17 protein-coding genes are annotated in these 18,951 nt (G+C 73.3%); 13 read left to right on the forward strand and 4 right to left on the reverse strand.

Features of this window, described 5'->3' with window-relative positions; translation table 11 throughout:
- The first annotated feature begins 294 nt into the window (after positions 1–294).
- From ACGF5U_RS22795 to ACGF5U_RS22825, 7 genes are all read left to right on the forward strand, one after another.
- Positions 295–2,754, forward strand: a complete 2,460-nt coding sequence (locus ACGF5U_RS22795) for a SpoIIE family protein phosphatase (RefSeq protein WP_392711865.1) — start codon at positions 295–297, stop codon at positions 2,752–2,754.
- A 5-nt stretch (positions 2,755–2,759) separates the two neighbouring features.
- Positions 2,760–3,884 carry a sugar ABC transporter substrate-binding protein gene (locus ACGF5U_RS22800; RefSeq protein ID WP_392711867.1) on the forward strand — a complete coding sequence of 375 codons (1,125 nt, stop codon included), beginning with the start codon at positions 2,760–2,762 and terminating at the stop codon, positions 3,882–3,884.
- Between the two features lie 45 nt (positions 3,885–3,929).
- Entirely contained in the window at positions 3,930–4,718 is a 789-nt protein-coding gene (locus tag ACGF5U_RS22805; protein ID WP_392711869.1) for an ATP-binding cassette domain-containing protein, read from the forward strand.
- The gene (locus ACGF5U_RS22810) at positions 4,715–6,016 is read left to right on the forward strand and encodes a sugar ABC transporter permease (protein ID WP_392711871.1); all 1,302 of its coding nucleotides are present in this window, start codon (positions 4,715–4,717) and stop codon (positions 6,014–6,016) included. The genes ACGF5U_RS22805 and ACGF5U_RS22810 overlap by 4 nt, the downstream gene beginning before the upstream one ends.
- A gap of 116 nt (positions 6,017–6,132) precedes the next feature.
- Positions 6,133–6,549, forward strand: coding sequence for a hypothetical protein (locus ACGF5U_RS22815; protein ID WP_392711873.1), 417 nt, complete (start codon positions 6,133–6,135; stop codon positions 6,547–6,549).
- A gap of 161 nt (positions 6,550–6,710) precedes the next feature.
- Positions 6,711–7,553 carry a hypothetical protein gene (locus ACGF5U_RS22820; RefSeq protein ID WP_392711875.1) on the forward strand — a complete coding sequence of 281 codons (843 nt, stop codon included), beginning with the start codon at positions 6,711–6,713 and terminating at the stop codon, positions 7,551–7,553.
- Positions 7,550–8,221: a class F sortase gene (locus ACGF5U_RS22825; RefSeq protein ID WP_392711877.1), complete on the forward strand. Its 672-nt coding sequence runs from the start codon at positions 7,550–7,552 to the stop codon at positions 8,219–8,221. Before ACGF5U_RS22820 ends, ACGF5U_RS22825 begins: the two co-directional genes overlap by 4 nt.
- Before the next feature lie 66 nt (positions 8,222–8,287).
- Here ACGF5U_RS22825 and ACGF5U_RS22830 read toward each other — a convergent pair whose 3' ends face one another.
- The 3 genes from ACGF5U_RS22830 to ACGF5U_RS22840 all read right to left on the reverse strand — a co-directional run bounded on the left by ACGF5U_RS22830 (position 8,288) and on the right by ACGF5U_RS22840 (position 11,581).
- Entirely contained in the window at positions 8,288–10,180 is a 1,893-nt protein-coding gene (locus ACGF5U_RS22830; protein ID WP_392711878.1) for a transglycosylase domain-containing protein, read from the reverse strand.
- A 98-nt stretch (positions 10,181–10,278) separates the two neighbouring features.
- Complete coding sequence (locus ACGF5U_RS22835; protein ID WP_392711880.1) at positions 10,279–10,704, reverse strand: ATP-binding protein; 426 nt, start codon at positions 10,702–10,704, stop codon at positions 10,279–10,281.
- Between the two features lie 4 nt (positions 10,705–10,708).
- Entirely contained in the window at positions 10,709–11,581 is an 873-nt protein-coding gene (locus ACGF5U_RS22840) for an MEDS domain-containing protein (RefSeq protein WP_392711882.1), read from the reverse strand.
- Between the two features lie 260 nt (positions 11,582–11,841).
- Between ACGF5U_RS22840 and ACGF5U_RS22845 the strand changes: the two genes are divergently transcribed.
- A complete protein-coding gene (locus tag ACGF5U_RS22845; protein ID WP_392711937.1) occupies positions 11,842–12,579 on the forward strand; it encodes a D-Ala-D-Ala carboxypeptidase family metallohydrolase in 738 nt (245 codons plus the stop codon).
- Positions 12,580–12,666: 87 nt separating this feature from the next.
- Positions 12,667–13,518, forward strand: a complete 852-nt coding sequence (locus ACGF5U_RS22850) for a DUF427 domain-containing protein (protein WP_392711883.1) — start codon at positions 12,667–12,669, stop codon at positions 13,516–13,518.
- Positions 13,519–13,546: 28 nt separating this feature from the next.
- Here the strand turns inward: ACGF5U_RS22850 and ACGF5U_RS22855 are convergent, their stop codons facing one another.
- Entirely contained in the window at positions 13,547–16,234 is a 2,688-nt protein-coding gene (locus tag ACGF5U_RS22855; protein WP_392711938.1) for a SpoIIE family protein phosphatase, read from the reverse strand.
- A gap of 701 nt (positions 16,235–16,935) precedes the next feature.
- Here ACGF5U_RS22855 and ACGF5U_RS22860 point away from each other — a divergent pair.
- From ACGF5U_RS22860 to ACGF5U_RS22875, 4 genes are all read left to right on the forward strand, one after another.
- The gene (locus ACGF5U_RS22860; protein ID WP_392711885.1) at positions 16,936–17,796 is read left to right on the forward strand and encodes a GvpL/GvpF family gas vesicle protein; all 861 of its coding nucleotides are present in this window, start codon (positions 16,936–16,938) and stop codon (positions 17,794–17,796) included.
- Positions 17,793–18,041 carry a gas vesicle protein gene (locus ACGF5U_RS22865; RefSeq protein ID WP_392711887.1) on the forward strand — a complete coding sequence of 83 codons (249 nt, stop codon included), beginning with the start codon at positions 17,793–17,795 and terminating at the stop codon, positions 18,039–18,041. Before ACGF5U_RS22860 ends, ACGF5U_RS22865 begins: the two co-directional genes overlap by 4 nt.
- A gap of 136 nt (positions 18,042–18,177) precedes the next feature.
- Entirely contained in the window at positions 18,178–18,537 is a 360-nt protein-coding gene (locus ACGF5U_RS22870; RefSeq protein ID WP_392711940.1) for a gas vesicle protein K, read from the forward strand.
- A 148-nt stretch (positions 18,538–18,685) separates the two neighbouring features.
- Positions 18,686–18,859 carry a CsbD family protein gene (locus tag ACGF5U_RS22875; protein WP_392711889.1) on the forward strand — a complete coding sequence of 58 codons (174 nt, stop codon included), beginning with the start codon at positions 18,686–18,688 and terminating at the stop codon, positions 18,857–18,859.
- The last annotated feature ends 92 nt before the right edge of the window (positions 18,860–18,951 follow it).

The raw sequence follows: 18,951 nt of genomic DNA on the forward strand, positions 1-18,951 counted from the left end.
CCGCCACGCCGGCCGGCGGCGGCACCGGAACCCGGGCCGGCCGGTCGGCCGGCCGCGACGTGCTCTCACCCGCGTCCCCCGGCCGCCGAGCGTGACCGGCCGGTCCCGTGCGGTGAGCGGCGCCGGGGCCCGGTCGTCCCGGCCGGGTGCGGGGGCGGCTCCTGACTGGCTGGCACCGCCCGACACGTAGCAGCATGGAGTGGACGGTGAACAGCGGCACACGCTGGCGGCTTCCCGCGTACGGAGGCGGTGCGGGCTTTGACCGGGCAGATCTTTGCTTCCGGCGGGGTCGGGATGGCCGCTGTCTATGTGCTGACCGAGAACGGCAGCGAGCTCCGGCTCGCCGAGACGGTCCAGAACGCCGACGGACCGTACAAGCCGCCGCCCGCGTACCCGCTCACCGGCCGCTCACCCGTCGCCGACGCCTGCCGGGCCGGCCGGCCCCTGTGGCTGACCGCCGACGAGCTCGCCCCCTACGGCATGGGCGCGGGCGCGCCGCCCGGCGACGGAACGGGCGGGACCGACGCGAACGACGTGCCCGGCCTGACCGGGGACGGTGACGGCGACGCCCTGGCGTCCGCGATCGCCGTGGGGGCGCTCCCGCTGGGCGCCGAGGCCAGACTGCTCGGCTGCCTCCTCGTCGTGCGCAGGACGGGCGGTGGCTTCGACGAGGACCAGCGCGCCCTGCTGGAGCTGTACGCCGACCAGGCGGCCGCGGGACTGGAAGCGGCCGCCGCCCGCGTCAGCGTACGGACCGAGACGGGCCCACGGGCGGGGCCGACCCTGCTGCCGCTGCGCGGCGGCGCGCTCGTCCTGACGCTCAGGACCGGACGTATGGAGGTGGACGCCCAGGTACTCGACCTGCTCGGCGTGCCCCCCGAGGAGTTCGACGGCAACGTGGCCACCCTGCTGGAGCGTGCCGTGCCGGACGACATCCCCGCCCTGATGGCGGTCGTGGAGCCGGGGCAGGCGGCCGCCGACCAGCAGCTGGCGTTCCGGGTGCGCCGTCCGGGCGGCGAACTGCGCTGGCTGGGGCTCCGCTGCCGCGTCCAGGCCGACGCCGACGGCAGGCCGACCCGGGTGCTGGGCGTCGTCGGCGACGCCTCCTATCTGCGCCCGAGCGTGGACGACGTCTCCCTGGTGCAGCGGCTGTCCGCCGCGCTGGCCGGCGCGACGACCATCCGCGATGTGAGCAGAGTGGTCGTCGACTCCCTGCGGGCACCGCTGGGCGCGGACCGGGTGGCGGTCGCCGAGCTGGAGGGGGACCGTCTCGTGGTCACCCTCCTCGACCCGCCGGAGCCGGCCGCCTGGCCCGAGTCCTGGCGCTCCGAGTGGCGGTCGGAGTGGCCCGACGCCTCGTGCCACACCCTGCCGACCCTTGAGGGCGCGCTACGGGAGGGCCATGTGAGCCTCTGGCCCCCGGGTGCCGCCCTCGAACCCGGCCTCGCCGGCATCGGCCCCGGAGGGCTCGCCGTCCTTCCCCTGCCGGCCGAAGGCCGCACGGTCGGGGTGTGCCTGGTGGGGTGGGACGGCGAACACCGGTTCGGAGCCGAGGAACGGTCCCTGCTGACCGCTACCGCCGGCATGGTGGGCCAGGCCCTGACCCGCGCGCACGCCCTCGACGCCGGGCACGAACTCGCCACGATGCTGCAGCGCAGCCTCCTGCCGCGCAAACTGCCCGCACTGCCGGGCGGGGTCGCCGTCGCCCGCTACCTGCCCGCGACGGTCGGCCTCGAAGTGGGCGGCGACTGGTACGACGTCATCCCGCTCGCCGACGGCCATGTGGCACTCGTCATCGGCGACGTCCAGGGACACAGCGCCGGAGCCGCCACGATCATGGGCCAGATGCGTACGGCCATCCGGGCGTACGCCGTCGAGGGCCACCCGCCGGACGTCGTCGTGGCCCACGCCAACCGGCTGCTCGTCGGGATGGAGACCGACCTGTTCGCCACCTGCTGCTATGTCGACCTCGACATGGAGGAGGGCATCGCCTGGGTGGTGCGGGCGGGCCACCTGCCACCGCTGCTGCGCCTGCCCGACGGCACCACCGAGGAGACGGTGATCGAGGGCGGCCCGCCGCTGGGAGTCCTCGCGGAGGCCGAGTTCCCGATGACCGAACTCGGCCTCGCCCCCGGCACGCTCCTGCTGCTGCTCACGGACGGGCTGGTCGAATCGGTGTCCCTCCGCCTGGAGGAGGGGGTGCGTGCCGTGTGCCGGATCCTCGCCGTCGCCGACCCCGCCGATCCCGGGCAGGTCGCCGACGAGCTCGTCGCGACCACGCGCCGCCGCGACGACGACGTGGCGGTCCTCCTGCTGCGCTACGACGGCATGCGGGTCCGCCCGATCCGCGCCCGGTGGGCGGTGTGGCGGCTGCCCGACGCCGTCCTGCACGCACGCCGGTTCACCGCTCGGACCCTGCGCTCCTGGACAGTGCGGGACGAGGTCGACATCGCCCTGCTGGTCGTGTCGGAGCTGGTCACCAACGCCATCGCCCACACCCAGGGGGAGGTGCGGCTCGATCTGACGCTCGCCGGGGACCGGCTGCGCATCGCCGTGAACGACGCCTCGCCCCGTACCCCCGTCAAGGCCACGACCACGGACTGGGAGGCCACCGGCGGACGCGGCCTCCTGCTGGTCGAGGCGATGTCGTCGTCCTGGGGCTCGGTGCCGCTCAGCGGCGGCAAACAGGTGTGGTCCGAGATCACGGTACGGCGGACGGCGCCCGAGGCCGCCGCGACACGGGACGGGAGGTGAACGAGGTGCGTACGCGACCGCGCAGGACCGCCGCCCTGATGGCCGGGCTCCTCCTGGCCTCCGGCCTCGCCGCCTGCGGGAAGGCGAGCCAGGTGGCGGACGCGGGCCGGAACGTACCGCGCGACAGCACGCGGATCGGTGTGCTGCTCCCCGGCGCCACCGACCGCTGGGAGAAGTACGACCGGCCCCTCCTCGAACAGCGGATCGGTGAACTCTGTCCCGAGTGCGTCGTGGAGTCGGCGAGCGCGCAGCACGATGTGGCCGTCCAGCAGCGGCAGATCGACGCGATGATCGTGCAGGGCGTCGGAGTGATGATCCTCGGCGCCGTCGACTCCACGTCCCTGCGCTCGTCGGTCGAGAAGGCACGGGACGCCGGCATCGACGTCATCGCCTACGACCGGCTCGTGGAGGGACCGATCGCCGGGTACGTCTCGTTCGACGGCGAACGGGTCGGCAGGCTCCAGGGCGAGGCGCTGCTCCGGGCCCTCGGCGACAAGGCGGACGGCGGCCGGATCGTCATGATGAACGGCGCACCGACCGACTCCAACTCGGCCTGGTTCAAGAAGGGCGCCCTGTCGGTCCTCCAGGGCAAGGTGAGGATCGAGAAGGCGTACGACACGGCCGAGTGGAGGCCGCTCAACGCCCACATCAACATGTCCGGAGCCATCGCCTCCCTGGGCGCCGACCGTATCGACGGCGTCTACTCCGCCAACGACGGCCTCGCCTCGGGCATCATCTCCGCCCTCAAGTCCGCCAAGATCAGGCCGCTGCCGCCGGTCACCGGGCAGGACGCCGAACTCGCCGCCATCCAGCGGATCGTGGCGGGCGAGCAGTACATGACCGTCTACAAGCCGTTCGCGCTGGAGGCGGACGCCACGGCGGAGATGGCGGTCGCCCTGGCCAGGGGAGAGACGGCGGACTCCCTCGCGACGAGCGAGGTGACCGGCGCCGGGACCGACGGCGTCCGGGCCGTACTGCTCACCCCCGTATCCGTCACCGTCGACAACATCAGGGACACCGTCGTCAAGGACGGCCTGTACACCGTCGACCAGATCTGTACGCCGAAGTTCGCCTCCGCCTGCGAGAAGGAGGGACTCACCGAACCGTCCGACGCACAGACACACCGATAGGCGGGAGCCGCCCCCGGCGTCGATCCCGAGGCGAAGGAGGAGCAGATGGTCCACCTGTCAGCACCACCCCTGCTCGCGCTGCGCGGGATCCGCAAACGCTTCGGCGCGGTGCAGGCGCTCGCGGACATCGAGCTGGAGATCCACGCGGGCGAGGTCGTCGCCCTGGTCGGCGACAACGGCGCGGGCAAGTCCACCCTGGTGAAGGTGATCGCCGGAGTGGACCCCGCCGATCACGGCACCGTCGAGTGGGACGGCCGGCCGGTCCACATCACGCGCCCGCACGACGCCCAGGACCTGGGCATCGCGACCGTCTACCAGGACCTGGCGCTGTGCGACAACCTCGATGTCGTCGGCAACGTCTTCCTCGGCCGGGAGATCCACCGGTTCGGCGTCCTGGACGAGGTGGAGATGGAGCGGCGGACCCTCGGACTGCTGGACACGTTCTCCATCCGCATGCCGAGCGTGCGCCTGCCCGTCGCCTCGCTGTCCGGCGGCCAGCGGCAGACGGTCGCCGTCTCCCGCTCGCTCATCGGCGAGCCGAGGCTCGTGCTGCTGGACGAGCCCACCGCCGCGCTCGGCATCGAACAGTCGGCGCAGGTACTCAACCTGGTGGACCGGCTGCGCGAGCAGGGGCTCGGAGTCCTGCTCGTCAGCCACAACATGGGGGACGTCAAGGCTGTCGCCGACTCGGTCGCCGTACTGCGCCTCGGCCGGAACAACGGCTTCTTCGACGTGACCACCACGTCCCATGAACAGATCATCTCCTCCATCACCGGAGCCACGGACAACGCGGTGACACGTCGCTCCACCCGCGAGTGGGAGGACGACCTGTGAACGACGCACCCAGGCCCGGCACCCGCCCGCCCGCGCCGCAGCCCCGTCCCGCGCGGCAGTCCGGGTCCGCGCGGCAGTCCGGGTCCGCACAGCGGCCCCCGCCCGCCCGGCCGCGCCGGGGCGGGCGCTGGACGCGGGCGCTCGGGGACCGGCTGCGCGGGGGTGAACTCGGCTCGCTCCCCGTCCTGATCAGCCTGGCGTCGATCTGGCTGATCTTCGCCGCCCTGGACGAGAAGTTCCTCTCGCCCCGCAACCTGTCCAATCTGAGCGTCGACATCGTGGGCACGGGGCTGATCGCCGTCGGAGTCGTCTTCGTCCTCCTCCTGGGAGAGATCGACCTCTCGGTCGGCTCGGTCAGCGGACTGGCCGCGGCCGCGTTCGCCGTGCTGAACGTCCAGCACGGCATGGCCGAGACCCCCGCCCTCCTGCTGGCGCTGGCCATGGGAACGGCGATCGGGTTCTTCCACGGCGTCGTCTTCGCGAAGGTGGGCGTGCCCGCGTTCGTGGTCACCCTCGCCGGGCTGCTGGGCTGGAACGGCCTGATGCTGTACATCCTCGGATCGACCGGCACCGTCAACCTGGATGACCAGGGCCTGGTGGCCATGCTGACCGGCTACTACTTCCACTACGTCGCCGTCGCCTACGGGGTGGCGGCGCTCGGCGTCATCGGCTACTTCACGGTGTCCTTCCGGGACGCGAGGCGCCGCGCGGCGGCGGGAGTACCCTTCCGCACGCCACGCGAGATCGCCGTCCGTACGGTCGCCCTGGCCGTCGTGGTCTTCGCCGCCGCGTATGTGCTCAACCGCTTCCAGGGGCTGCCGCTCGCGCTGCTGATCTTCATCGCCGTGCTCGTCGCCCTCGACTACGTCCTGCGGCGCACCGCCTACGGCAGGATGGTCTTCGCCCTGGGCGGCCGGGTGGAGGCCGCCCGCCGCGCCGGCCTCGCCGTCGACCGGGTCCGTATCTCGGTGTTCATGATGTCGGGCACGATGGCCGCCCTGGGCGGCCTCTTCCTGGCCTCCCGTGTCACCTCGGCCAGCCAGTCGTCGGGAGGCGGAAACCTCCTGATGAACGCCATCGCCGCGGCGGTCATCGGCGGCACCAGCCTGTTCGGCGGACGCGGCAGGGTCTGGTCCGCGCTGCTCGGCGTCCTCGTCATCCAGTCGATCGCCTCCGGCGTCGCCCTCCTCGGCATCCGGGGAGCCGTCCAGTTCATGATCACGGGCGGTGTGCTCCTCGTCGCCGTGGTCATCGACTCGCTGTCACGGCGCGCCCAGAAGGCCCACGGCCGGGTGTGACGCCGCGACGCTCCGCGGGGCCTGTCCTGAACACGACGCCCGCGAGATGCGTACTAGCGGCTACCTGCGCCCGGCCAGGTGCGGCGACACCCTCTGCGTCCATGACAGGAGCGGACATGACCGATCGCGAAGAACCCAGGATGCGCGGACTCCCGGACGGCGGTGCGGAACTCGCCGTCGTCCTGACCCTGCGCTGGGACGACGTGGCCGCCCTCGGCCGGGAGGCCGGCCGGCTCGCCGAGCAGCGCGGCGCGCCCGTGACCCTCGACGAGGCGGCCAGCCACCGGCTCCGGACCTGGTCGTCCGTGGCGAACGGGCCCGACGCGCGCGGCAAGCCGGCCGGTGGCTCCGGCCCGGCGGCGGCCGCCATCGGCACGCCCGCCCCGGATCGGGCCCGCTCGCACGCGGGGCACATCGGCGAGACGGCCGCCGTCGCCTCCATCTCGCCGCACCCCGCGCAACGCGCCCAGGCCGCGCAGGCCCAGGTCCACCCGCACGCCCAGGCGCCCATGGCCGGCAACGGCTCCGCCTGACCCGCGGCGCGGCACGACCCACACCCCCGCGCCGTCGGCACGGCACGCCTGAGGCCGCGCCGACGGCGGCACAGCGGTGCACCGGTCCGTACGGCGGTGCACCGGTCCGCACGTACCGCGGCGGCCCTCCTCGGGAGGCCGCCGGAAGGGAACAAACGATCGTGATAGCCCAGCGCACCACGCGCCTCGTCGCACTCGTCGCCCTGCCCGCCGCGCTCACCCTCGCGGCGGCGGCCGCTTCCCCCGCCGCCGCCGAGGGGACGGCCACCGCCTACCAGATCGATCTCGATCCGCTGAACGACTCCGGCGGCAACGGCACGGTGATGCTCAGCCTCGACGGCACACGGCTGACCGTGAAGATCGAGTCCGAGGGGCTCGTCCCGGGACAGCCGCACGCGCAGCACATCCACGGCTCCACCGACGGCCACGACTTCCGCTGCCCGGACGCGAGCTCCGACAAGGACGGCGACGGGATCGTCACCACCAGCGAAGGACTGCCCGTCTACGGCGAGATCAACATCTCGCTCACCACCGAGGGCGACACGTCCCCCGACAGCGGACTCGCCGTCGACCGGATGCCGGTCGCGGACGCGGAGGGCAGGGTCTCCTACGAGCGTACGATCACCGTCTCCCAGGACGTCGCGGACCACATCAAGGACCTGCACGTCGTGCAGCACGGCATCGACCGGAACGGCGACGGCACGTACGACTTCGGCGCCGGCAAGAGCGACCTCGACCCGAAGCTGCCGCAGGAGGCCACCGCCCCGGCCGTCTGCGGCCTGGTGGAGGGCGCGGCGGTCGGCTCCCTCCCCGTCGGCGGCGTGGAGACCGGCGGCGGATCCGCCGGGACCGATCACACGCGGGGCCTGCTCATCGGCACGGGCGGGTTCGCCGTCGCCGCGGTGGCGGGCGCGCTCGCCCTCGGGCGCCGGCGCACGGCCGCCGCCACGGCCGGGCCGCTGCCGGACGGCGTCGGCGGGCCGACCGACCGGAGCGCCGCGTGACGGGCGGCCACCGGTACGGCAAGCTGTCCGCCGCCTGCGCGACGGCGGCGCTGCTGCTGCTCACCGGGTGCGCGGGAGCGGAACCGGCACCCGGGGCGGCGCCCGGGTCGGCGCCCGCCGTACGGCAGCCCGCCCAGAGCGGCGGCGACCAGCCAGGGGGACAGGCCGGGGACGCCACCGCATCGACGGCCCCCGGCGAAGCGGCGGAGCAGCCGGCCAAGGCCGCCCCGCTGCGGGTGTCGATCCCGTCCATAGACGTCTCCTCCGGTCTGGAGGAGCTGGGGCAGCAGAAGGACGGCACCATGGAGACGCCCCGTGACCCCGCCAAGGCCGGCTGGTACGTCCCCGGCCCGACGCCCGGGGCCAAGGGGCCGGCCGTCATCGCCGGTCACGTCACCTGGAACGGCAGGCCCTCGGTGTTCCACCGGCTCTCCTCGCTGAAGCCCGGCGCGAAGATCGAGGTCGCCCGCGAGGACGGCAGGACCGCCGAGTTCACCGTCGACCGTGTCGCCCAGTACGCCAAGAACCGCTTTCCCACCGTCGAGGTCTACAAGAACATCGACCACGCCGGTCTGCGTCTGATCACCTGCGGCGGTCGGTACGACGAGGCGGAGCGGTACTACTCGGACAACGTGGTGGTGTTCGCGAGCCTCACCGGCACCCGGTAGTCCGCGACACGGTGAGAGGCCGGCGCCCCGATATGGGCGCCGGCCTCTCGTGCGCGGGCGTGCCGCCTACGCGATGTCGCCGCGGGCCCCGGCGCCCGCCAGCGCTCCGGCCCCCGTCCCGGTCCCGGCCCCCGTCCCGGTCCGGTTCGCCGTCATATACGCCGACCACACCCGTACGGGCAGGGAGCCGGCCCGCTCCGGCCCCGATCCGCCCACTCCCGTGATGGGCAGCAGCCCGTCCTCGCCGGGTTCGCTGCGGAACAGCGTCACGGCCGTGGACAGTTCCTCGGTGTAGCCGACGAACCAGGCCGCCGGCACCCGCTCGTCGTCACCGGTGCGGCCCGCGGCGATCAGGCCCAGAGCGCCGAGGGTGTCCGGGTCCACCGCGTCCACGGCGACGTCCCGCAGCACCCGGGACATCTCACGGGCCACGTCCCGGTCCATGACCTGGCGTCCGCGCGGCCGTTCCAGGCCCCGCACCGGGGTGCCGAGGTGGGTGACCGCGGTGACCGAGTACGGGTCGGTCCGCCGGCCGTCGTCGGCGAAGGTGGCGTACGCGGCGGCCATCCGTATGGCGCTCGGCGTGGACGTGCCGACCGGGAACGACGGCTCCAGCGGCGCCATGCTCAGCGGTAGCAGCCCGGCGCTCACGGCGAGATCGCGCACCTTGTCCAGGCCGACGTTCTCGCCGAGCCGGCTGTAGACGCCGTCGCCGTCCCGGACCAGGGCCCTGCGCAGGGCGAACCGACCGGGGGAGGGGGCGCCGTCCGGGCGGACACCGTACTGGAGGGCGGCCGCCAGGACGAACGGCTTGAAGGCCGAGCCCACCGGCACCCCGGCAGTGTCGGCGTTGCTGGTGAAGTGCCGGGTCGCGTCGGCGCCGCCGTAGAGCGCGACGACCGCCCCGTCACCGGGCCGCACCGACGCGGCCCCGACCTGCACGTCCCGGTCGTCGATCCGCCGCGCGGGATCGAGGGAACCGGCCGTGACCCGCTCCACCGCCTCACGCAGCCGCTCCACCTCGCCCCGGTCGAAGGTGGTGCGGATCCGGTAGCCGCCGCGGCCCAGGTCCTCGGTGGTGAGGCCCGTCCTCTGCCGGATGTACTTGTTCGCCGCGTCCACCAGGTAACCCGTCTGCCCGGCCATGCTGGTGGACACCGAACGGGGGCGCGGCTCGGGGAACACGGTGTACCGCGCCCGCTCCTCCCGTGTCATGTAGCCGAGCTCCACCTGCCGGTCCAGGACGTACCGCCACCGCGCCTCCGCGCGGCGGTGATGCGCCTCGCTGAGCGAGGGGTCGTACAGCTCCCCGCCCTTCAGCAGCGCCGCGAGCAGGGCACCGCGCGCCGGATCGAGTTCCTTGGCGTCCATGCCGTAGTAGGCCACGGCGGCGGCCTGCACCCCGTAGGCGTCGCGGCCGAACCAGCTGGTGTTGAGGTAGCCCTGGAGGATCTCCTGCTTGGACAGGTTCCTGGACAGCTTGACCGCGAGGCAGAGCTCGTCGAGTTTGCGGCTCAGGGTCTGCTCCTGCGTCAGATACGTGTTCTTCACGTACTGCTGGGTGATGGTGGAGCCGCCCTGGACCTCGCCGCCCCGCGCCATGTTCACCACCGCCCGCGCGAGCCCGCGCACGGAGAAGCCGGGGTCGGTGTAGAACGTGGCGTTCTCGGTGGCGATCACCGCGTTCTGGAGCGAGAGCGGGATGTCGGACAGCGGGACGTTCTGCCGGTTGACCGCCCCGACACTGACCATCTGCGTGCCGTCGGCCCAGTAGTAGACGGTGGCCTCGGCCCGTGCGGTGGCGTTCGCGTCCGCGATGCGCACCGTCGAGTAGACGTAGCCGACGAACCCCCCGAACCCGGCACAGCAGAGCAGGACGGCGCCCAGTGCCTGGCGCCATGACGGCAGGAACCGGAGAGGCCCCCGGCGACCGCGCCGCGGGTAATCGATGTGGCGCATCACGGATGATGGCCCCCTTTCCGTACGGTGAAGCCGGTGCCTCCTCTCCTACGAGGGGCGGCTCCCACCTGTTCAGGGGGCGGGCCGGGCCCCGTGCGTCACTCCAGCCGCATCGCGAACGTCACGGTCGCGCCGACCGCGCCCGGCGCGACCGAGAGCCGGTCGGTGACCAGCCGGGTCAGCCACAGGCCACGACCGGGGCAGGCACCGTCGATGCCGGGAGCCAGCGGGGGGATGACATCCTCCGTGAAGCCCGGGCCCCGGTCGCTGACCCGGCACTCCAGCTCCTTCGGTGTCCTGGCCAGGACCAGCAGGCCCCGTCCGCCCGCGTGCCGGACGGCGTTGCCCGCCACGGCGTCCACGGCCACGACGAACTCCCCGCGCCGCGGTTCCGCCAGCCCCGCCAGCGCCGCGCAGCTGTCCACCAGGACACGCAGTTCGGGGATGTCCGCGCCGCCGAAGCCGCGGCGCAGAAGCACGGTCTCACCGATGCCGGGCGCCTCCCCGGCCGAGTCCAGGGTCATCGGTCTACCTCGTCACGTCGAGGGCGGCCGGGTCCGCGCCGAGGCGCCGCAGCAGCAGTGCGTGCCCCGCGGAGCAGTGGACCCGTACGGGTCGGCGAGCGGGCGCCCGGCCGAGCACGCGGACGAGCTCCGCGGCGCACTCGGCGCCCAGGAACCCCACGCGCAGCAGATCGACGGTCACGGGCCCGTCCGGGCCCGGCGGGCAGCACAGGTCCGCGAGGGCCGCCGCGAAGTGCTCGAACGTCGCGAGGTCGGCCTCGCCGATGACGGCCAGCGTGCCTCCGTCGCGCCGGCACCGCAGTTCGCCGAGCGCCGGCAGCAGGTTCTGGGGGTGGGCGCGGCACATCGCGTCGAGGACCGGTTCGGGGAACCGCCGCCGGTCGTACGCGCAGATCTCGCTGTAGAAGCCGTCGTCGAACAGATGACCGGCCCGGCGCTCCCGGTCCATCATCGTGTCGAAGTCGGCGCCGATGTCGGCGACCCAGCCCATGTCGATGTACGTGCGCAGTCCGGTGTAGCCCTCGGCGCGGGCGTCCTCGGTCTCCTCGGCGATGCGCCGCCACTGCCGGTCGGCGGTGAACTGCCGCGCCGGCAGGATCAGTTCCCGCATGCTGCTCAGCTCCAGTTGCGCACTCTCGTACCCGGACGCGACCAGCGGGCCGGGCGCCTGCTGCAGCCGTGCTCTGACCTGTGCCTCGGTGAGTCGCGGCGGCCCGAAGACGATGACCTTCTCGCCACGCGCCAGACCGGCCCAGACGAAGGCGGCCAGCACGTCCCAGCCGGGGGTGTCGCCGTCGTAGCACAGGAAGGCGTGGTGCCCGGAGCCCATGTGCTGCACGGGCAGCGTGCCGGGATGGTGCTCCTCACTGACGCGCACGCCCACTTCGCCACCCCCGGGTAACCGTCTCGTTCCCCCACCGTAGCGAGCGTCCCGGGCCGTCGCGACGCCGATGGGCGAATGATCGTTTCAGCATGTCGCCCATGCGGGTCATCCCGCACGCCCGTTCCCCCTCTGTCGTCCGCCGGTGCGGCGTCGGTGGCGTCCCCGACGTCAACGGTATTCGCCGCAGGCCCTGTTGACGCGATCACGGTGTACCGCCAGGCTCGGGGCGTACGCCACCGACCCCGGGAGGTCCCCTGATGAGACGTGCCGCGAGACTCCTGCTCACTATTGTCATGATCATGACTGCCTCGGTGGGTGGGGTCGTGGCCACCGCCGGCTCCGCCCAGGCCGACGGCTGCTACACCTGGAGCCGCACCCTCTCCCAGGGCAGCTCGGGCTCCGACGTCACCCAGCTGCAGATCCGGATCGCCGGCTACCCCGGCTACGGCGCGGTGCTCGACATCGACGGCCAGTTCGGGCCCGCGACCACCGCGGCGCTCAAACGCTTCCAGTCCGCCTACGGACTCGCCGCCGACGGCGTCGCCGGCTCCGCCACGTACAGCAAGCTGTACGCCCTCCAGGACGACGACTGCACGCCCGTCCACTTCAGCTACGCCGAACTCAACCGCTGCAACTCCGACTGGTCCGGCGGCGCCGTCAGCGCGTCCACCGCCAAGGCGAACGCCCTGCGCACGATGTGGAAGCTGGAGGCCATGCGGCACGCGCTCGGCGACCAGCCCATCACGGTCACCAGCGGCTTCCGCTCCTACGCCTGCAACAGCGCGGTCGGCGGCTCCTCCAGCAGCCGCCACCTCTACGGCGACGCGGCCGACCTCGGCGCCGGACCCCACTCCCTGTGCCGACTCGCCCAGCAGGCCCGCAACCACGGCTTCAACGGGATCCTCGGCCCCGGCTACCCCGGCCACGGCGACCACACCCACCTCGATCACCGAGCGAGCCGCTTCTGGTCCGCGTCAAGCTGCGGCATCTGACGTGCGCCGCGCGCGGCGGGCGCGCAGGATCGACGTGAGGGGCGGAAGAGCTCCGCGCCCGGTGAGACCAGCCACGGAGGCCGGACAGTGGGTACGTCATCCGAGCACCGGAACAGCGAGCCGGTACGGGTCGCCCGCCGCCCGGCCCCGCCAGCCGACGCCGTCCTGTGGGAGCCCGGCGAACGATGGGTGCGCGCGACCAAGGCGGGCACCACCGTCGTGGACAGCCGACGCGCCCGCCTCGTCTGGGAACCCGGCCGACCGGTGCCCCTGTACGCCTTCCCCGAGGACGACGTCCGCACCGATCTGCTCCGCCCGGCGGCGCGCCCCCCGGCCGCCGGGCGCCACCCGGGCGCCACGGCCTCCTACGACCTCGTGGTGGGCGGCGAGGTCATCCCGGACGCGGCGTGGTCCCTCCCCGGCGCCGACCTCGCCGGGTACCTCGTCTTCGCCTGGTTCGGGCGCGACGTCCTCGACCACTGGTACGAGGAGGAGACCGAGGTCTTCGTCCACCCGCGCGACCCGCACAAACGCGTCGACGCCCTGCCCAGCAGCCGGCACGTCCGGGTCGAGATCGAGGGCACGACCGTCGCCGACACCCGCGCGCCCGTGCTCCTGTTCGAGACCGGCCTGCCGGTGCGCTACTACATCCCCCGCGAGGACGTCCGGTTCGCCCTGCTCACCCCGACCGCGCAGAGCACGCGCTGCCCGTACAAGGGCGTGGCGTCGGAGTACTGGTCGTGGACGGGGACCGGGCAGGTCCCGCCGAACGTGGCCTGGAGCTACCCCGACCCCCTCCCCGCGGTGCGCGACATCACGGGCCGGGTGGCGTTCTTCAACGAGTTCGTCGACCTGACCGTCGACGGCGCCCGGCTGGAGCGCCCGGTCACCGACTTCAGCGCCCTGGGACACGCGCCACGACCCCCCGCGGCCTCCTGACCCCGCACCCCGGAACGGTCGGCCGAGGTCACCATTCCGAGTCGTCGCCTCCGGCGAGCTGGTCCATCAGCGCGTCGCCCAGAGCCGTGGCGGACGCCGACGCCGCTCCGTCGCGCAGCCGCTGCTCGCTCCAGATGACCTTCCCCTCGGCCGTGTACCGGGTGCCCCAGCGTTCGGCGACCTGGGCGACGAGGAACAGGCCCCGGCCGCCCTCGTCCGTCGTGGCGGCGTACCTCAGGTGCGGTGCGGTACTGCTGGCGTCGGAGACCTCGCAGATCAGGCTCTGGTCGCGCAGCAGCCGCACCCGGATGGGTTCCCTGGCGTAGCGGATGGCATTGGTGACCAGCTCGCTGAGGATCAGCTCGGTGGTGAACGCGACGTCGTCCAGCTCCCACCGCGCCAGTTGCCGCGTGACGTCCGCGCGGACGCGGGAGACCGCCGAGGCGTCGCGCGGTACGTCCCACACGGCGACCTGCCCGGGGTCGAGCATCCGCGTACGGGCGACGAGGAGGACCACGTCGTCGCCGGCGCGGGCGGGCCGCAGCGCCGCGAGGACGGCCTCGCAGGTCTCGTCCGGAGTGCGCCCGGGATGGGCGAGGGCGCGGCTCAGGAGGTCGAGGCCCACGTCGATGCCGCGGTCGCGGTCCTGGACGAGCCCGTTGGTGTAGAGCACCAGTTCACTGCCCTCGGGCAGCCGGAACTCGGCCGTCTCGAACGGCAGACCGCCCAGGCCGAGCGGTGGACCGGCGGGCACGTCGGGGAACTCCACCCGCCCGTCGGGGTGGACGAGCGCCGGGAGGGGGTGCCCGGCCCGCGCCATGCTGCACGTTCCCGATGCCGGGTCGTAGATGGCGTACAGGCAGGTGGCACCCGTGATCCCCATCTCGCCGTCGACGCCCCGGCTCTGGTCGATCCCCTCGACCAGGTGGTCCAGGTGCGCCAGGAGTTCGTCGGGCGGCAGGTCGAGGGTGGAGAAGTTGTGGACCGCGGTCCGCAGCCGGCCCATGGTGGCGGCGGCGTGCACCCCGTGGCCGACGACATCGCCCACCACCAGCGCCACGCGGGCGCCCGGCAGGGCGATCACGTCGAACCAGTCGCCGCCCGCGCCCGGCGCCGGCAGATAGCGGTACGCGACGTCGAGCGCGTCCTGCTCCGCCAGACGGCTCGGCAGCAGGCTGCGCTGCAGCGTCACCGCCATGGCGTGCTCGCGGGTGTAGCGGCGGGCGTTGTCGACGCAGACGGCGGCCCGCGTGACGATCTCCTCGGCGAGCGCCAGATCGTCCTCCTCGAACGGTTCGGGCCGCTCCGACCGCCAGAACCCGACCAGCCCCAGCACGACGCCCCGCGCCCGCAGCGGCACCGTGACGAGCGAGTGGATCCCGTAGTCGAGAAGCCGCTCCCCACGGGCGGGGTCCTGCTCCCGCCACCCCGAGGACGCGTTCAGGTCCGCGTCGAGCACCGCCCGGCCGCCCGCCAGGCACCGGGCCTGCGGCGTCGCCGCGCGGTACCGGATCAGCTCGCCCTCCGGATAGAGCGGATGATCCGTACGGATGCCGCCGATGGCCGTACGGCGCACCTCCGCGCCCGCCGGCGGCTCCTCGCCCCGCAGCACCTGGTCGGCCAGGTCGACCGTCACGAAGTCCGCGAACCGCGGGACCGCGACCTCCGCCAGCTCCTGCGCGGTCCGCCGCACGTCCAGCGTCGTACCGATGCCCATGCCCGCGTCGTACAGCAGCCGCAGCCGCTCCCGCGCCACCGCCACCCGACCGGAGAGCTCCCGCAGCTCGGTGGTGTCCCGCAGGGTCGCCACGCTCCCCGGCGGCCCGCCGTCCTGGTCCGTGGGCCGGTGGCTGACCGCCAGCAGCCGGTCCCCGGCCGGATGCACCTCGTCGGTGGCGACCCGGCCCGAGGCCAGCAGCTCCGCGGTGCGCGGTTCGAGACCGAGTTCGCCGACGTGGCGGCCCTCGGCGTCCGGGGGAAGGTCCAGCAGCCGCCGTGCCTCGTCGTTGGCCAGCAGCAGCCGGCCGTCGCCCCCGACGATGAGCACGCCCTCGCGGACGCAGTGCAGGACGGCGTCGTGGTGCTCGTACATCCGGGTCATCTCGGCCGGGCCGAGGCCATGGGTCTGTCGCCGCAGGCGGCGGCTGACCAGCGCCGACCCGCCCGCCGCGAACACGATCACCACGGCGGCGGCGCCGAGCAGCAGGGGCAGCCGGCGTTCCATCGCCTCGTTGACGTTCTCGACCGTGATCCCGACGGACACCAGCCCGACGACCCTGCCGTCGGTGTCGATGACGGGGACCGTCGAGTCCACGGCGGGGCCGAGGCTTCCCTCGAACGTCGACGTGTGGGACTCGCCGGCCAGCCCCTCCTCGTACGTGCCGAAGACATGCTTCCCGATCAGGTCCGGATCCGGATGGGTGAGCCGGATCCCGGCCGGGGTGAACACGACGACGTAGTCGACACCCGACAGCTTCCGGGTCGCTTCGGCGCGCGGCTGCAGCACCGCGGTCGGGTCGTCGCCCTTCAGGGCCTCCCGCACTGCCGGCGAGGAGTTGACGAACGTCTCGGCCACGGCCAGGGACCGCTGGCGGGCCTCCTGCGTGCTCTGGTTCCTGGCCTGCGAGACCAGCGCCAGCACGGCGACACCCACCAGGACGACGACCACCACCAGCTGGAGGACGAACACCTGACCGGCCACGCTGCGCAGCACCAGCGGTGAGCGCGAACTCCTTCCCGGGGATCGCGGTGCGGCCCCGGGGTCGCGGTCCTGACGGAACAACGAGACCAAGAATCGACCGGGATGTCTGATCACGTGCCATTTCTAGCACTCTGCGACATCGGGAGCGGTGGCCGCCACCACCCGGGCCGCGTCGTGGTCCACGAGGTCAGGGCACGTACGTGGCGGTCCAGGCCGTCTCCACCGCTCGCCGTCCGTCGGCGGCGGTCAGGAGCCCGGCCCCCACCCTCGTCGTGGCGGTGGCCTCGGCGCGAGCGACGTGTGCCGCCTTGTCGCCGAAGGGGGCGTGTGTCGGGTCGGTCCTCGGTGCCGTCGGATAAGGGGGCGAACTCGTCGCCGTCGAGCGGGTGGTGCGGTTGCTCGAAGGTCACCGGGGAGGGGCCGGGGGTGCCGGCGCCCGTTCGCGGTCCCGGCGGCAGGCGCGGGCGTGGCCGGGAGGTCGTCGGCCGATGGGCGATGCCATGGGGTCCCCACTCCCCACGGCCGTGGTTTCGCGTGCGGTTCGCGAAGTCGGCCAGACGGCATGGGGTCACTGATGCCGCGTCGACACGCCGCCCACGGATCGGTGCGACCCGGACGTGCCGGTGGTCGCCCGTGCGGGGTCGCTCATCGTGGAACCTCCCGGAAGGGCTGCTCAGTCGCACCGGCCGAGGACGAGGAGCGGCGGAGTTGACGTCATGGACGGACAGCTGAGCTACGCGTACGCCGTGGTGCGCCCGACCGCCGCCCTGGAGCGCGGCACCCTCCAGGGCCTCAGCGGGGTCGGCGGGGCCGCCGGCGGGCCCGTGAGGCTGGTACACGCCGGTGAGGTGGCCGCGGTGGTCAGCTCCGTACCGGAGGCCGACTTCTCCGAAGCGGCCCTGAAGGTGCGCCTGGAGGACCTGGACTGGCTGGAGGCCGTGGCCCGCGCCCACCACACGGTCGTCGAGTCCCTCACGCCGCACGCCACGGTTCTCCCGCTACGGCTGGCGACCGTCTATCTGGACGACGACCGCGTCAGGGACACGCTGCGCATCGGGGAGGCGGCCTTCGCGAGGATGCTGGACCGGCTCGCCGACACCGTGGAGTGGGGGGTGAAGGTCTACGCCGAGGTAGCCGACGGCTCCGCCGGAAGCAGCACCGGGACCAGCACCGGGACCGGTACCCGCGCCGAATCGCCGCGCGACGGTCCGGCGGACGAGTCCGATCCCGGCCGGGCCTATCTGCGCCGCCGTCGCCAGCAGCACCGGGCACGCGGCGCGGCCTGGTCGGCCGCCGCCGAGGCCGTACGCCGGATCGAGGCGGAGGCCGGTGAGCTCGCCCTGGAGCACGCGCGGCACCGGCCGCAGCAGGGGCAGCTGGCCGTGGGCGCCGGGGAGAACGTCGCCAACGACTCCTACCTGGTGCCCGGCCGCAGCTCCGGCGAGTTCCAGCAGCGGGTGCTGCGCGCGGCGGAGGACCTGCCGGGAGTGCGGGTGGAGATCACCGGGCCGTGGGCGCCCTACTCGTTCGCGGCACTCGCCGGACCCCAGGTGCCGGAAGGGGTGCGGCAGCCGTGACGGCACGCGAGGAGAGCCCGCTCGCCGGACGGCAGGTGGCCCTGATCGACCTCCTGGACCGGCTGCTGAGCGGGGGTGTCGTGCTGACCGGTGATCTCGTTCTGTCGATCGCGGACATCGACCTGGTGAGGATCTCCCTGCGTGCCGTCATCGTCGCCGCCCAGGACGATCAATGGGTGCTCACCCCGGTGATCCCGGGGGCGACCGGCGAACGGGAGGGAGACCGCGGTGACCCGCCCGCCTGACGGGCCCGACACCTCCGGGCCCGACCCCCCGGGGCCCGACAGCCCCAGGCCCGGCGCCCCCAGGTCCGGCGACGGGCATCGGCCCGACCCTCCCGGGCCCGGCGGCGCCGGTACGGACGTCGACCGCCGCCGCGAGGTGGCCGAGGCCGCCCGACGCGCCTTCGCCCTGCTGCCGGCGCGCCCCGAGGAGCTGTCGCCCCTCGCAGGCCGCGAGCGGGGCGCCGCACGGCGCCTCCACAGCGATCCCGAGACGGTGGAGCGGGATCTGGTCACCCTCGTCCTGACCATCGTCGAGCTGCTCCGGCAGTTGATGGAACGCCAGGCCCTGCACCGGGTGGACCAGGGCGACCTCACCGAGGAGCAGGAGGAGAGGCTGGGTCTCACGTTGATGATCCTCCATGACCGGATGATCGAGCTGTGCGACCACTACGGCCTCACGCTGGAGGACCTCAACCTCGATCTGGGCCCGCTCGGCACGCTCCTGCCGCCTCCGTGACCCCGCCGCGGGGATACCGGGCGGCGCGATGTCTCCGGAGCCGATATTTCGGAGTATTTCCCCCGGAGAGGGGAAGCAGAATATATGAGCGGTCCCGCGTGAATGGCGGACACTGTCGCCGTGCGGTCGACCGATCAGGAGGTGTCATATGGGTGCCGGCAAGAAGGCCAAGAATGTCGGAAAGACGACCAAGGGAAAGGCCAAGGAGGTCACCGGCAGGGCTGTCGGAAACGAGAGCCTGGAAATCAAGGGGCGGGCTGAGCAGGTCAAGGGCGACGCCAAGCAGGCAGGGCAGAAAGCCAAGGACACGCTCAAGCACTGAGCTTCTTCGATGTGGCCACCGATCGGGTGACGGTCCGTGAAGCGCAACGAGCGAAGCCCCCGGGCTGTTGATCGAGGTGTCTGACGCCTCAA

Source organism: Streptomyces sp. NPDC047886 (assembly GCF_043204435.1).
Lineage (GTDB): Bacteria > Actinomycetota > Actinomycetes > Streptomycetales > Streptomycetaceae > Streptomyces.

What these genes read in the sequence shown, in the direction of transcription:
- ACGF5U_RS22795 (WP_392711865.1), top strand. Translation starts at nt 295, where the DNA reads ATGGCCGCTGTCTATGTGCTGACCGAGAACGGCAGCGAGCTCCGGCTC.
- ACGF5U_RS22805 (WP_392711869.1), top strand. Translation starts at nt 3,930, where the DNA reads ATGGTCCACCTGTCAGCACCACCCCTGCTCGCGCTGCGCGGGATCCGC.
- ACGF5U_RS22815 (WP_392711873.1), top strand. Translation starts at nt 6,133, where the DNA reads ATGACCGATCGCGAAGAACCCAGGATGCGCGGACTCCCGGACGGCGGT.
- ACGF5U_RS22830 (WP_392711878.1), bottom strand. Translation starts at nt 10,180, where the DNA reads ATGCGCCACATCGATTACCCGCGGCGCGGTCGCCGGGGGCCTCTCCGG.
- ACGF5U_RS22835 (WP_392711880.1), bottom strand. Translation starts at nt 10,704, where the DNA reads ATGACCCTGGACTCGGCCGGGGAGGCGCCCGGCATCGGTGAGACCGTG.
- ACGF5U_RS22860 (WP_392711885.1), top strand. Translation starts at nt 16,936, where the DNA reads ATGGACGGACAGCTGAGCTACGCGTACGCCGTGGTGCGCCCGACCGCC.
- ACGF5U_RS22875 (WP_392711889.1), top strand. Translation starts at nt 18,686, where the DNA reads ATGGGTGCCGGCAAGAAGGCCAAGAATGTCGGAAAGACGACCAAGGGA.